Source organism: Psychrobacillus insolitus (assembly GCF_003254155.1).
Taxonomy (GTDB): Bacteria; Bacillota; Bacilli; order Bacillales_A; family Planococcaceae; genus Psychrobacillus; species Psychrobacillus insolitus.
On record NZ_QKZI01000001.1, the window covers coordinates 275085 to 289788 of the forward strand.

Annotated in this window: 15 protein-coding genes; all 15 read left to right on the forward strand. The window is 36.4% G+C overall.

Annotated features, from left to right (window positions below):
• The first annotated feature begins 115 nt into the window (after positions 1-115).
• Positions 116-1249 (forward strand): radical SAM family heme chaperone HemW, encoded by a 1134-nt coding sequence (gene hemW / locus C7437_RS01315; protein ID WP_111437849.1) that lies wholly within the window; start codon positions 116-118, stop codon positions 1247-1249.
• A 170-nt stretch (positions 1250-1419) separates the two neighbouring features.
• Positions 1420-2463 (forward strand): heat-inducible transcriptional repressor HrcA, encoded by a 1044-nt coding sequence (gene hrcA, locus C7437_RS01320; protein WP_111437850.1) that lies wholly within the window; start codon positions 1420-1422, stop codon positions 2461-2463.
• A 15-nt stretch (positions 2464-2478) separates the two neighbouring features.
• On the forward strand, positions 2479-3030 hold the full coding sequence (grpE, locus tag C7437_RS01325) for a nucleotide exchange factor GrpE (RefSeq protein ID WP_111437851.1): 552 nt from the start codon (positions 2479-2481) through the stop codon (positions 3028-3030).
• Positions 3031-3081: 51 nt separating this feature from the next.
• Positions 3082-4908 (forward strand): molecular chaperone DnaK, encoded by a 1827-nt coding sequence (gene dnaK, locus C7437_RS01330; RefSeq protein ID WP_111437852.1) that lies wholly within the window; start codon positions 3082-3084, stop codon positions 4906-4908.
• 295 nt (positions 4909-5203) lie between these two features.
• On the forward strand, positions 5204-6322 hold the full coding sequence (gene dnaJ, locus C7437_RS01335) for a molecular chaperone DnaJ (RefSeq protein ID WP_111437853.1): 1119 nt from the start codon (positions 5204-5206) through the stop codon (positions 6320-6322).
• A 14-nt stretch (positions 6323-6336) separates the two neighbouring features.
• The gene (gene prmA, locus C7437_RS01340) at positions 6337-7281 is read left to right on the forward strand and encodes a 50S ribosomal protein L11 methyltransferase (protein ID WP_111437854.1); all 945 of its coding nucleotides are present in this window, start codon (positions 6337-6339) and stop codon (positions 7279-7281) included.
• 11 nt (positions 7282-7292) lie between these two features.
• Complete coding sequence (locus C7437_RS01345) at positions 7293-8033, forward strand: 16S rRNA (uracil(1498)-N(3))-methyltransferase (protein ID WP_111437855.1); 741 nt, start codon at positions 7293-7295, stop codon at positions 8031-8033.
• A 101-nt stretch (positions 8034-8134) separates the two neighbouring features.
• The gene (gene deoC / locus C7437_RS01350; protein WP_111437856.1) at positions 8135-8806 is read left to right on the forward strand and encodes a deoxyribose-phosphate aldolase; all 672 of its coding nucleotides are present in this window, start codon (positions 8135-8137) and stop codon (positions 8804-8806) included.
• A 105-nt stretch (positions 8807-8911) separates the two neighbouring features.
• Positions 8912-9085 (forward strand): 30S ribosomal protein S21, encoded by a 174-nt coding sequence (gene rpsU / locus C7437_RS01355; RefSeq protein ID WP_111437857.1) that lies wholly within the window; start codon positions 8912-8914, stop codon positions 9083-9085.
• 269 nt (positions 9086-9354) lie between these two features.
• Positions 9355-10677, forward strand: a complete 1323-nt coding sequence (locus tag C7437_RS01360; protein WP_111438950.1) for an NfeD family protein — start codon at positions 9355-9357, stop codon at positions 10675-10677.
• Positions 10674-11675: a flotillin-like protein FloA gene (gene floA / locus C7437_RS01365; protein ID WP_111437858.1), complete on the forward strand. Its 1002-nt coding sequence runs from the start codon at positions 10674-10676 to the stop codon at positions 11673-11675. The genes C7437_RS01360 and floA overlap by 4 nt, the downstream gene beginning before the upstream one ends.
• A 24-nt stretch (positions 11676-11699) precedes the next feature.
• Positions 11700-12131: a hypothetical protein gene (locus C7437_RS01370; RefSeq protein WP_111437859.1), complete on the forward strand. Its 432-nt coding sequence runs from the start codon at positions 11700-11702 to the stop codon at positions 12129-12131.
• A gap of 49 nt (positions 12132-12180) precedes the next feature.
• On the forward strand, positions 12181-12420 hold the full coding sequence (locus C7437_RS01375) for a hypothetical protein (protein WP_111437860.1): 240 nt from the start codon (positions 12181-12183) through the stop codon (positions 12418-12420).
• On the forward strand, positions 12420-13526 hold the full coding sequence (locus C7437_RS01380) for a sporulation protein YqfD (protein WP_111437861.1): 1107 nt from the start codon (positions 12420-12422) through the stop codon (positions 13524-13526). The genes C7437_RS01375 and C7437_RS01380 overlap by 1 nt, the downstream gene beginning before the upstream one ends.
• Positions 13523-14476 (forward strand): PhoH family protein, encoded by a 954-nt coding sequence (locus tag C7437_RS01385; protein ID WP_111437862.1) that lies wholly within the window; start codon positions 13523-13525, stop codon positions 14474-14476. The genes C7437_RS01380 and C7437_RS01385 overlap by 4 nt, the downstream gene beginning before the upstream one ends.
• The last annotated feature ends 228 nt before the right edge of the window (positions 14477-14704 follow it).

The window sequence follows — 14704 nt, forward strand, 5'->3', positions numbered from 1 at the left end:
GGGTCAAATGGGTAATCACTGCGGTGGCTGAGGAGCTGCCTCCTCGCGATTCCCCATTTGCCTGTCGGGGCAGAGATAGGCGCTTTCGCTTTTCTAATAGAAAGTAGGGAAATATATGGTACGTGGTGTTTATATCCATATTCCTTTTTGTCATCAAATTTGTAACTACTGTGATTTTAATAAGTTTTTCTTTCAAAATCAGCCGGTAGATGAATATATTGAGTCACTTGGAAAAGAAATGGCATTATGGAAAGAGCAATTACAAGATGCACAAATTGAAACTATTTTTATAGGGGGAGGTACGCCAACCTCTTTGTCTGAACTTCAGTTAGAGCGTTTATTAACTTTAATCCATCAGCATATTCCGATGAACCATGTCGTAGAATTTACATCTGAAGCAAATCCAGATGAGTTAACATTAGAAAAAATGCAGGTTATGCGAAAATTTGGTGTGAATCGATTAAGTATGGGTGTTCAAACGTTTGATCAAGACTTGCTAAAAGTGCTTGGTAGAACACATTCTAATGAACATGTGTATAAGGTTATTGAAAATGCGAAGAAAATTGATTTTCCTTCGATTAGTATAGATTTAATGTATGGTTTACCAAATCAAACGATGGAGCAGTGGAAATATTCACTGCAAGAAGCATTTAGACTTAAAATCCCTCATATCTCTTCTTATTCATTACTAGTGGAACCAAAAACGGTTTTCTATAACCTTATGTCAAAAGGAAAACTTTCTTTGCCAGGGGAAGATTTAGAAGCTGAGATGTATGGATATTTGATGGATGAAATGAAGAAACAAGGGTATTCTCAATATGAAATAAGTAATTATTCGCATGAAGGAAAACAGTCGAAGCATAATTTAATTTATTGGGATAATGATGAATATTTTGGATTTGGAGCTGGTGCTCATGGATATGTGAATAATACTCGTTATTCAAACCATGGACCGCTAAAAAAATATATGCAAACAATAGATCAAGGTGAGAAACCACTTGTGATGCAAAAAGAAGTAACGTTTACTGAGAAAATGGAAGAAGAAATGTTTTTAGGTTTACGAAAAAATGCAGGAGTATCTTTAAAAAGATTTGAAAATAGATACGGACAAACTTTAACTGAAGCATATGGTAAAGAGATGGAAGAACTGATTCAAAAAGAATTTATCGTTATTGAAAATGAGTTTGTCAAACTTACAAGACGCGGTCGATTTTTAGGGAATGAAGTTTTTCAGTATTTTCTGCGCTAAAACTACCATGCTTCGGCTTAGTTGCGTCCACTTTTTACATTTATTATGTCGCAGAAGATATTTTTTATATGAAGTTAAATCAAATTCGTTGACAGTTTTCTTTAGATTTGATAAATTTTATATGAGTATTAGCACTCTCTCTTAATGAGTGCTAACAAGAGGTGATAATCATGCTAACTAATAGGCAATTATTAATATTGCAAGTAACGGTAGATGATTTTATCGAAACCGCCCAGCCAGTTGGTTCTCGTCAGATTTCGAAAAAGGAGGGTGTAACATATAGTCCTGCTACCATTCGAAATGATATGGCGGATTTAGAAGATATGGGTTTTTTAGAAAAAACGCATACTTCATCTGGGCGTGTGCCTTCTGAAAAAGGCTATCGATACTATGTAGACAATATGTTAACTCCACAGCGAATACCTAACGTTGAACTACAACAAATACGTTCTGTTTTTGAAGAGCGAATGCTGGAGACGGAGCAAGTAATTCGGAAATCCGCAAAAATTTTGTCGGAATTAACGAATTACACCTCTATTTTGTTAGGACTTGATGTGAGAAAACATCGAATTAAACGCTTTTCTATCGTTCCGCTAACAGATGACTCTGCTGTCGCAATTATCGTTACTGATAGTGGTCATGTAGAAAATCGAGTATTTTCTATACCGGAAAACTTTACTTCTTCGGATATTGAAAAAATGGTCAATATGTTAAATGACAAATTGGTGGGCGTTCATTTACATGAACTTTCTTCGAAGCTTGAACTAGTTACTAAAACTATTTTACAACAACGAATTGGGCATTTGGAAAACCTTTTTGGTTCATTTAACAAGGCAATTTCTATTGAACATGGACATGAAGATAAAGTTTACTATGGTGGAAAAATGCACTTGTTAAACCAACCGGAATTTAATGACGTAGCAAAAGCTAGAAGTATTATGTATTGGATGGATCATGTAAACCAGATTCCTGGTATATTTCCTTTAGATAAAATGGGAATACAAATTCGCATCGGTTCTGAAAATAATCATCTCGCGATGGAAAACTGCAGTGTTATTACAGCGACTTACTCAATTGGGGAAGAGCAGACTGGATCCATTGCAATTATTGGTCCTACTCGGATGGATTATAAACGAGTAGTTTCATTACTAGACATCATGAGTGGTGACTTATCAAAAGAACTTTCGAAACTATTACATGGGCATTATGAATAAAGGAGAGTTTCAAACATGTCAGAAAAACAAGAAGAAATCGTAGAAGATTCAGTAGTAGATTCGACGGAAGAAACAGAGCAAGCAGTATCTGTTGACTCAGTTGAAGAAGTAGTTGAAGTGGACGAGCTTACGTTAGTCAAACAACAACTTGAAGAAGAGCAAGATAAAGCAATTCGTTCTAGAGCAGACTTTGAAAACTATAAACGTAGAGTTCAAAAAGATAAAGAGGCTGATTATAAATATCGTGCTCAACCATTGTTATTGGATATTTTGCCTGTCCTTGATAATTTTGAACGTGCACTTGCAGTAAATGCAACAACGGAAGAAGCTACTTCTTTAGTGAAGGGCGTTGAAATGGTGTACCGCACTTTATTAGATGCAGTAACAAAAGAAGGTCTTGAAGTAATTGAAGCTGAAGGTGTTGCTTTTGACCCGAACTTCCATCAAGCAGTTATGCAAGAAAAAGACGATTCAAAAGAGCCTGGTATTGTGCTTCAAGAATTACAAAAAGGGTACAAGTTAAAAGATCGTATTTTACGACCTTCCATGGTTAAAGTGAACGAATAATAAAAAAAGTTAGCTCATATTTCATTTATATATATTAGGAGGAAAAAATTTATGTCTAAAATTATCGGTATTGACTTAGGAACAACAAACTCATGTGTATCAGTATTAGAAGGTGGAGAACCAAAAGTAATTCCAAATCCAGAAGGTAACCGTACAACTCCTTCAGTTGTAGCTTTCAAAAATGGAGAAAAACAAGTTGGGGAAGTAGCGAAACGTCAATCTATTACAAACCCAAATACAATTTCATCTGTTAAACGTTTAATGGGTACGAATGAAAAAGTAAAAGTAGAAGATAAAGAATATACACCACAAGAAGTATCAGCAATGATTCTTCAATACTTAAAAGGCTATGCAGAAGAGTATCTTGGCGAAAAAGTAACGAAAGCAGTTATTACAGTTCCAGCTTACTTCAATGATGCTGAACGTCAAGCTACAAAAGATGCTGGTCGTATCGCTGGTCTTGAAGTAGAACGTATTATTAACGAACCTACTGCAGCAGCACTTGCATACGGTTTAGATAAAACGGATACAGATGAAAAAATTCTTGTATACGATCTAGGTGGCGGTACATTTGACGTATCTATCTTAGAACTTGGAGACGGAGTATTTGAAGTACTAGCAACTGCTGGTGACAACCGTCTTGGTGGAGATGACTTTGACCAAATATTAATAGATTACTTAGTACAAGAATTCAAAAAAGAAAACGGCATTGACTTATCAAAAGATAAAATGGCTGTTCAACGTCTAAAAGATGCTGCAGAAAAAGCGAAAAAAGATTTGTCAGGTGTAACATCAACACAAATCTCACTTCCTTTCATTACTGCAGGAGAAGCTGGACCACTTCACTTAGAAGTAACGATGACTCGTGCGAAATTTGACGATTTAACAGCTCATTTAGTAGAACGTACAATGGTACCAGCTCGTCAAGCAATGAAAGATGCTGGATTATCAGCTTCTCAAATCGACAAAGTTATTCTTGTTGGAGGATCTACTCGTATTCCTGCAGTACAAGAAGCGGTTAAAAAAGAAACTGGCAAAGAACCACATAAAGGTGTAAACCCAGATGAAGTTGTAGCAATGGGTGCAGCAGTTCAAGGTGGAGTTTTAACTGGAGATGTGAAAGACATTGTTCTTCTAGATGTTACACCACTTTCTTTAGGTATTGAAACAATGGGAAGCGTATTTACGAAGTTAATCGAACGTAATACAACTATCCCAACATCAAAATCACAAACATTCTCAACAGCTGCAGATAACCAACCGGCAGTAGATATTCACGTGTTACAAGGTGAACGCCCAATGGCTACTGATAACAAAACACTTGGTCGTTTCCAACTTTCAGATATTCCACCAGCACAACGTGGTGTTCCGCAAATCGAAGTTACATTTGATATCGACAAAAATGGTATCGTAAATGTTAAAGCGAAAGATGTAGGAACTGGTAAAGAACAGAATATTACAATCCAATCAGGCTCTTCTCTTTCTGACGAAGAAATCGAACGTATGGTACAAGAAGCAGAAGTTAACGCAGAAGCAGATAAAGTGCGTAAAGAAGAAGCTGAAGTGAAAAACGAAGCGGATCAATTAGTATTCATGACTGAAAAAACACTAAAAGATTTAGAAGATAAAGTATCTGAAGAAGAGAAAAAATCTGCTGAAGATGCAAAAGAAGCGTTAAAAGCTGCACTTGAAGCTGGAAACTTAGAAGACATTAAAACGAAAAAAGATGCATTAAACGAAATCGTACAACAACTTACGATGAAACTTTATGAACAAGCTCAAGCGGATGCTGCTGGTCAAGCTGAAGGCCAACCAGATGACGGCGTTGTAGACGCTGAGTTTGAAGAAGTTAAAGACGAAGATAAAGATCAAAAGTAAGATCTGTAAGCTAAGTAAGTGAGTCAGTCAGTGGGAGAAGTCAAAGACCGTTTGCGGCTTTGGCTTTTCTTACTGTCTAGCTTGAAACGGCAACCGCTAAAGATCAAATGCCGGTTCCCTGCGGTGGCTTAGAAACTACCTCCTCGGGATCCGTCATTTGATCGTCGCAGTTTAACGCCGTTTTCCGCTTTTCTTACTGTCTAGCTTGAAATGAATTTATAAGTTTTTGCTATTCGGAATTTGTCCGTGTTACAATATCCCTTATGTAAAGGTTAATAGAGCAGGAGAGTGAATTATGAACAAACGTGATTATTATGAGGTGCTAGGTGTTGCAAAAGGTGCTTCTCAAGATGAAATTAAAAAAGCATATCGTAAACTGTCAAAACAATTTCACCCAGATATAAACAAAGAAGCGGATGCTGAAGACAAATTTAAAGAAATTTCTGAAGCATATGAAATTCTGAGTGATGAACAAAAACGTGCACAGTACGATCAATTTGGTCATGCTGGTCCAAACCAAGGATTTGGTGGCGGTGGCGCAGATGGATTTGGATTCGATGATATTTTTAGTTCGTTCTTTGGTGGCGGTGGCGGCTCTCGTCGACGTGATCCGAATGCCCCAAGGAAAGGTAGCGATCTTCAATATTCTATGACTATTGAGTTTGAAGAAGCTGTATTTGGTAAAGAAAAAGAAATAGAAGTAGCAAAAGAAGAGAATTGTGATACTTGCTCTGGTACAGGTGCAAAACCTGGCACACACCCAGAAAAATGTTCGCATTGTAATGGGCAAGGTCAAGTGAACGTGACACAAGACACTCCATTTGGACGAATTCAAACGAAACGTGCATGTAACCATTGTCAAGGATCAGGAAAACTAATTAAAGATAAATGTGCAACTTGTCATGGTAAAGGTACTGTAAATAATCGTAAAAAAATTAAAATTACCATCCCTGCCGGCGTAGATGATGGTCAGCAGCTACGCGTTAGTGGTCAAGGGGAACCGGGTGTAAACGGTGGTCCTTCAGGAGATTTATATATTGTATTCCGCGTGAAATCAGATCCTCGCTTTGAACGTGATGGCGATGATATTTATCACGAATTGCCTTTGACATTTGCTCAAGCAGCACTTGGAGATGAAATTGAAGTTCCAACAGTACAAGGTAAAGTAAAACTTAAAATTCCAGCTGGAACTCAATCACAAGCGAATTTCCGTTTAAAAGGAAAAGGCGTAAAAAATGTGCATGGTTACGGAGTTGGAGATCAACACGTTATTGTAAAAGTAATTACACCGAAGAAATTAACAGAAAAACAAAAACAATTACTACGTGAATTTGCTGAAATTAGTGGAGATATTCCAGAAGAACAAGGCAGTTCATTATTTGATAAAATTAAAAAGACATTAAAAGGTGAGTAAAGGAGTTGGCGCAAGTGAAATGGTCTGAACTATCCATTCATACAACGAACGAAGCGGTAGAAGCGGTAAGTAATATTTTGCATGAAGCAGGAGCAAGTGGTGTCGTAATTGAGGATTCACAAGAGTTAGTCAGAGAAAGAGAAGATATGTTTGGTGAAATTTATAGTTTAAATCCAGATGACTTTCCAAGCGACGGTGTACGTGTAAAAGCTTACTTAGCAGAAACTAGTTTTCTATTAGAAACGGTAGAAGAGATTAAACTTGCGATTAACAATTTAGAAAACTTTAATATTGATCTTGGCCATAATTTGTTGACAGTGCACGAAGTAGATGAAGAGGATTGGGCAACTGCTTGGAAAAAATATTATCATCCAGTGAAAATATCCAATCGTTTTACAATTGTTCCGACTTGGGAAGTCTATGAAAAAGTAAATACAGATGAGCTAATCATCGAATTAGATCCAGGAATGGCTTTTGGTACAGGAACTCATCCAACTACTGTCATGTGCTTACAAGCGCTTGAAAAAACAGTGCAAGCAGATTCAAGTGTTATTGATGTAGGAACTGGTTCTGGCGTTCTTTCAATCGGAGCAGCTAAACTAGGAGCAACTTCGGTACATGCATTAGATTTGGATGAAGTAGCTGTTAGATCTGCAAAAGAAAATATTTTATTGAATAAAGTAGAAAACTTAGTGGAAGTGACACATGGTAATTTACTTGATAATGTGAAAGAACAAGCTGATGTCGTAGTAGCAAATATTTTAGCTGAAATTATTATGACATTTACGGATGATGCGTTTTCGATTGTAAAGGATGGCGGAGTATTCATTACTTCTGGTATCATTGCACCGAAAAAAGAAGATGTTCGTAATTCTTTAATAAATGCTGGTTTTGAAATAGAAGAAGTAATGATGATGGAAGACTGGGTAACAATTATTTCTAGAAAACCAGTTAAATAAGGGAGATTGTTATGCAACGTTATTTTACGAATGAGTTAATCGCAGAAAATAATACACTAACAGTTTTAGGTGAGGATGCGCATCATATGATTCAAGTGATGCGCATGATCCCTGGCGATGAAGTTTATGTAGTAGTGGATGCTGTTACATATACAATGACGATTGTTGAAGGGTCTTCTAAGTCTGTTTTATTGCAAGTGAAAGACAAGCAGGATCAAACGAATGAGATGCCTGTCAAAGTATCGATTGTTTGTGGACTTCCAAAAGGGGACAAACTTGAGTTAATCACCCAAAAAGCGACTGAACTAGGCATGCATACGCTGTATCCATTTGAAGCAAAAAGATCTATTGTAAAATGGGACAAACAAAAAAATGAGAAAAAAATAGCTCGTTTACAAAAAATAGCTAAAGAAGCAGCAGAGCAATCACATCGTTCGATGATTCCACACATTCATACAGCAATTTCTATAAAAGAATTATTGGACATTTCTAACTCTTACCATGTTAGATTTGTTGCAGATGAAGAAGATGCGAAGTTAGAAGAACGCCAACGCTTTTCCGACCTATTAAAAAAAGTCAATGGTGTAGAATCCATACTGATCGTATTTGGACCTGAAGGTGGCCTGGATCGTCATGAAATTAAAGCACTTCATGAAAATGGCTTTCAATCTATTTCACTTGGACCTAGAATTCTTCGAACGGAAACAGCACCATTGTATGCACTTTCTGCAATTTCTTATGAATATGAATAAAAAATTTATTTTTGAAGCCAGTGAGTAGAATCTCACTGGCTTTTTTTAACCATTTACTTTATGATAAAGAGGTACGTACAACTTCGAAAAGAGGAATACTTATGACCCAAAATATTGCAGCATTAATAGACCATACATTATTAAAACAAAATGCAACAAAAGATCAAATCGAAAAAATTTGTGAAGAAGCAAAAACATATACATTTGCTTCTGTTTGCGTAAATCCAACATGGGTTAATCTTAGTGCCAAGTTATTACAAGATAGTCCTGTAAAAGTATGCACAGTAATCGGATTCCCGTTAGGAGCAACTACTTCAGCAGTCAAATCATTTGAAACAACAAATGCAATTGAAAATGGCGCAGATGAAATTGACATGGTTATAAATGTTGGAGCATTAAAAGGACAAGATTATGATTTAGTACAAAAAGATATCGAAGCAGTTGTAGAAGCTGCAAAAGGGAAAGCAATCGTCAAAGTTATTTTAGAGACATGTTTATTAACAAATGAGGAAATTGTAAAAGCGAGTGAATTATCAAAAACTGCAGGAGCAAATTTCGTAAAAACTTCTACAGGTTTCTCAACAGGTGGAGCTACAGTAGAAGCTGTTAAATTGATGAAAGAAACAGTAGGGTCAGCACTTGAAGTAAAAGCTTCTGGCGGGATTCGTAGTTTAGAAGACTTGCAAACAATGGTTGAAGCAGGTGCTACTAGGATTGGTGCAAGCTCTGGTGTAGATATCATGCAAGGCTTAACAAGTAAATCTGATTATTAATTTATACCAAAGTATTGACCAACAGTTAACTTTAAGATATAATTTTTATTAGTACATAACAACTGGTTATGTGCTTGACGTGTGTTCGGAGGGAGGGAAAAAGAGATGTCAAAAACTGTCGTTCGCAAAAACGAATCGCTTGAAGATGCTCTTCGCCGCTTCAAAAAGACTGTATCTAAAAGTGGTACAATTCAAGAAATAAGAAAGCGCGAGTTTTATGAAAAACCAAGCGTAAAGCGTAAAAAGAAATCAGAAGCTGCCCGTAAACGCAAATTCTAATTATAGAATCTTACAAGCTATGAAATCGTGGTTTCAATAAATACTAAGCGTGAAACGTAAAAAGAAATCAGAAGCTACACGTAAACGTAAGTGGTAAATAATTCCCAACCATCCCTACGTTCAAAACACGTACTGAATGATTAAACTTTACAATCTATGTAAACCGAGAAATTAATTTTTCTCGGTTTATTTTATTTTTTTGAAACTTTTTTCATCCTATTCCGTAAATGTAAGTATACATATAGAAGAAAGGAGGTTTAAAGGTGAAAATGTCTCGTTTCGTTTTATCTGTTTGTTTAGTTCTAATATCTTTTGCGCTAATGATTCCAGAATCTGCGGCACAATCAAACATAGTGTATAAAATACCTGTTTATCAAGAAGTTGAAAAAGGATTATATGCTTTTTTAAAAAGGTCGATTGGTGATGCTGAAGAAGCTGGAGCGGATGCTATTGTATTAGAAATTAATACACCTGGAGGTTTTGTAGACTCAGCAGAAGATATTGCCAATTTACTAGATTCTACTTCTCTTCGTAAAATTGCCTATATTAATTCCGAAGCTTTATCTGCGGGTGCATATTTAGCACTTCATACGGATGAAATTTATATGTCTCCAAGTGGAACTATCGGAGCGGCAGCTGTAATTGAAAGTAGTGGTAATACGGCTGGTGAAAAAGCAAATAGTGCGTGGAAAGCGAAAATGATTAATGCAGCTGAACTGACAGGAAAGGACCCTATTTATGCGCAAGCGATGGCAGATGATACAGTGAATCTGCCAGAATATAGAGCGCCTGCCGGAAAATTATTAACGCTTTCTTCTTCCGAAGCATTGAAAGTTGGTTATTCTGAAGGAACAGTTTCGTCATTTGGGGAATTACTGGAAATGGCCAATCTGGCAAATGCAAAAGTAGTAGAGTCAGAAGAAACTTTTATGGAATCGCTTGCACGTTTTATAACGAATCCTATAATTGTTCCGATTTTATTGTCTGTTGCGAGTCTTGGGTTAATAATTGAGTTATACTCTCCGGGGTTTGGTGTTGCCGGGACAATGGGACTGATCTCGCTTGTTTTATTTTTCTTTGGTCACTTAGTGGCAGGACTTGCTGGTTATGAAACGATCATTCTTTTTGTAATTGGTATATTGCTAATCGTGGCAGAATTCTTTTTACCATTTGGAATCAGTGGTATATTAGGAGCAGGGGCTATTGTTTTAAGTATTATATTAGCTGGTGGTAATGTAACACAAATGAGTATTGCGGTGCTCATTGCATTAACAGTAACTATAGTAGGAATGGTGATTATCATGAAGTTCTTTGGAAAAGAACTAAGAGTATTTAACAAAATGATTTTGTCTGATGCAACATCAACAGACAAAGGGTATGTTTCTAATGAAAATCGAACAGATTTAATTGGAAAAGTAGCTATAACAATGACGCCTCTTAGACCTGCCGGCACTATACGTATGGATAACGAGAGAATCGATGCTGTTTCTGATGGAAGCTATATTGATAAAGGCAAACGTGTTAAGATTATTAAAGTTGAAGGTTCTCGAATTGTAGTTAGAGAAGTTATTGAAGGGGAGGAAACAAAATGATTACAGGATCGGCAATTACTTTAATCGTAATTATAGTATTGGCATTTATCGTGTTAGCGGTATTTTTTACATTTTTTCCGATTGCATTATGGATTTCAGCACTAGCAGCAGGAGTTAAAATAAGTATTTTCACGTTAGTAGGGATGAGGTTACGTCGCGTTATACCGTCACGTATCGTAAATCCACTTATTAAAGCACATAAGGCAGGATTAGCTGCTGTTACAATTAATCAGTTAGAAAGCCATTATTTAGCTGGTGGTAATGTTGACCGTGTTGTAAATGCGTTAATCGCGGCACACCGTGCGAATATCGATCTTACATTCGAACGAGCAGCAGCTATTGATTTAGCGGGGCGTGACGTATTAGAAGCAGTTCAGATGTCTGTTAACCCTAAAGTAATTGAAACACCATTTATCGCAGGTGTTGCGATGAACGGGATTGAAGTAAAAGCAAAAGCACGTATTACAGTTCGTGCAAACATTGACCGTTTAGTCGGTGGTGCAGGGGAAGAAACAATCGTAGCACGTGTTGGTGAAGGAATTATCTCAACAATTGGTTCTAGTACTAGTCATGAACGAGTTCTTGAAAATCCCGATTTAATCTCTCAAACTGTGTTAGCTAAGGGACTCGATTCAGGTACTGCTTTTGAAATTCTATCGATTGATATCGCGGACGTTGATATAGGTAAAAACATTGGTGCCGAACTTCAAACAGAACAAGCGGAAGCAGATAAGAAAATTGCTCAAGCAAAAGCAGAAGAACGTCGTGCAATGGCTGTTGCTTCTGAACAAGAAATGAAAGCGAAAGTTGTAGAGATGCGCTCTAAAGTAGTAGAAGCGGAAGCTGCAGTTCCTTTAGCGATGGCAGAAGCGCTTCGTGAAGGAAATATGGGTGTAATGGATTACATGAATTACAATAATATTAAAGCGGATACTAGTATGAGAGACTCTATTAGTAAAGTGGGCGGAGATAAACCTTCTACTGATGAGCTAAAATAATATAGCGGAAAGGAGGTTTTCTCCTTGGAAGGTCTTATTCCAGTAATCATCTTAATGATTATTAGTGCTTTATTTAAAAATAAAAAGTCGAGCGAAAAAGAACCGGCAAATAAAAGAACAAACTCAGCGCCTCAGCCTAAACCAGTTTCCCAAAATCCTTTTAAAGATTTAGCTGATTTTGCCAAAGAGTTTACAAAAGACCAACAAATGAAGATGAAAGAAGTTCCTCCAGTTGTGAAGGACATTCCAGTTGTCCAAGAAAAAATGGAACGATCACAAAAAAGAGATCAAGGAGTGTCAAGAGGCACTGGTCGTTTATCTGTTTTTCAAGAAAAAAATCCTGAGCGTCAAGCAGCTAAACCACTTGTAAATAGCGTAATACCTAGTTCGAAGGAAGAACTAATAAAATCGATTATTTTTGCAGAAGTATTAGCGCCTCCAAAATCGAAAAGATAACTCATGAACACCCCTTTACATGCATAAAGTCATGTAAAGGGGTGTTTTTTTGCAAAAGCTATTTCCACTCCACGCGAGTATCTTAATCGATAATTTTAGTGAAATTATTTTGGATAATGACATGACGATTCTTCGTTTAAATGAAAACTTGGTTGAATGCTCTTACACGGATTTCACATTGGAAGTTAGTGCAAATTCTATTTTGATTAAGTCGCTAACAACCGAACAAATTTGTATTCAGGTGAGTGATTTACACTACATGAAATTGCAGAAGAAAGTGAAAAGCTGATGCAACAAACTATTCAAATAAGAATTTCAGTAAAAACCGATCAGTTTTTATTGTTTCAAAGATTACTCGCGGTTAATATTCACGTATTTCAAGTGTATAGTACAGAAAAATATATTTACTTTTCTATTCGGAAAAAAGATTTATCAGCTTTTCGAAAAGTAAGAAGGAAATTGAAGTTAAAAGTCATGATGATCGATCAAAAAGCAAAGGGAATCATAGATATCCGCTCTATTACTATAGTCGGCGTCTTGCTTTTTCTTTGTATTCCAGTAATTCTTGCGCAGTTTATTTGGTCTATTCAAATTGACACTAGTTCACCAGAGACGAATATCCTCTTACTAGAAGAATTAAAAGAAATGGATATCCGCCAAAATATTCAATCAAGAAAATTGCCATCTGAACAAATAATAAGGCAAAAGTTATTGACCGAGTACAAAGAGTATTCTTGGGTCCATTTTACAAGATCTGGATCTAAATTAATCGTTTCACCAATGCTAGCACCTGTTCAAGAAGACACGGTCATAAAAGACTTACCTCCCACTAATTTAATAGCGAAAAGAAGTGGAGTAATAACTGACTTTGAACTAGTTAAAGGTGAAAGAGCAGTTCAAAAAAATGTTTCTGTTGAAAAAGGAGATAGGCTTGTTAATGGATTTGTTACGCAAGGGAAGAAACAAATCCTTACAAGTGCAGAAGGAAAGGTGTTTGCTAGTTACTGGATTGAACTTGAATTTGAACTACCTAAAGAATTGAAACTAACGCAACCGAGTAAAAAAGAGTTAATTGTTCAACAAAAGACAGAGAAAAAACCAGTCTTTTGGAAAGGAATTGTCCTTCCAAAGCTGATTTCAACGTATTTAGAGGCAGGATATATTCAGAGAGAGGAGGAAAAAACGGTCATTTTAAATGAACAATCAGTTGAAACGTTAGTACTTCCTTTGCTATATCAAAAAATTGTGAATAATTTACCAACTGATACGCAGATATTAGAAGATAAAGTTTTACATGTATCCATCGAAAGTGATAAAGTGAAAGGGAAGATATTATTTCTGATTAATGAAAATATTGCAATACCACAAGTTATACCCCAAGGAGACGAAGCATGAGCGAACAAAAACTACTCGATATAAACTTGCAAGATCCAACAGAAGCAGTAATGCTACTGGGTATGTCTGACAAAAATTTAAAGCTTATTGAAGAGGAACTAAAGGTACAACTCATTACTAGAGGAGAATCTATTCGAATCGCTGGTGAAGAAGAAAACGTACTAGAAGCGAATAAATTAATGGAGCAGCTTCTAGCAGTTATCCGAAAAGGGATCAACATCAATCTGCGAGATGTCTCATCTGCAATTGAGATGAGTTTAAATGGTACAATCGAATATTTCTCTGGACTCTACGATGAAGAAATTGCAAGAAACGTAAAAGGAAAAGCTATTCGAGCAAAAACAATTGGGCAACGTGAATACATTCAAGGAATTAGGCATTCTGATTTAACATTTGGAATAGGACCAGCTGGAACAGGTAAAACTTATTTAGCTGTTGTTATGGCTACACAGGCATTGAAAAATGCACATGTGAAAAAAATCATTTTAACACGTCCTGCGGTTGAAGCGGGAGAAAGTCTAGGGTTTCTACCCGGAGACTTAAAAGAGAAGGTAGACCCCTATTTACGTCCGTTATATGATGCGTTACACGACGTGCTAGGTGCAGAACAGACGGATCGATTAATGGAAAGAGGAACGATTGAAATTGCACCACTTGCTTATATGAGAGGTAGAACACTCGATGATGCATTTATTATATTAGATGAAGCTCAAAACACGACAAAAGCACAAATGAAAATGTTTTTAACACGTCTTGGATTTGGTTCGAAAATGGTCATTACTGGGGATAAAACTCAGATTGATTTACCAAGAGGTGCGGAATCTGGTTTAATTGTTACAGAGAAAATCTTGCAAAAAGTTTCCGGTATCCATTTTCAATATTTAGAGCAAGGGGATATCGTTCGTCATCCACTTGTAGCGAAAATTATACAAGCATACGAAGCGCAGTAGTCATATACTTGACTACTGCTTTTCTTAAAAGATAAGAAAGTATAAGAATTTCCTCGATATGGAACACAGTAGGTGAGATTTTTTCTAAATCGCTCTGGACAGTTTTTTAGCTTACACTTTATCTTAAAAGAAAAACAATGGCTTAAGAAAGTGACGCAGTCGCTTTCTTAAGCCATTCCTCTTTTTAGTAATTGTGTAACTAATGACTGTCCGCCGCTCTCTAAGAAT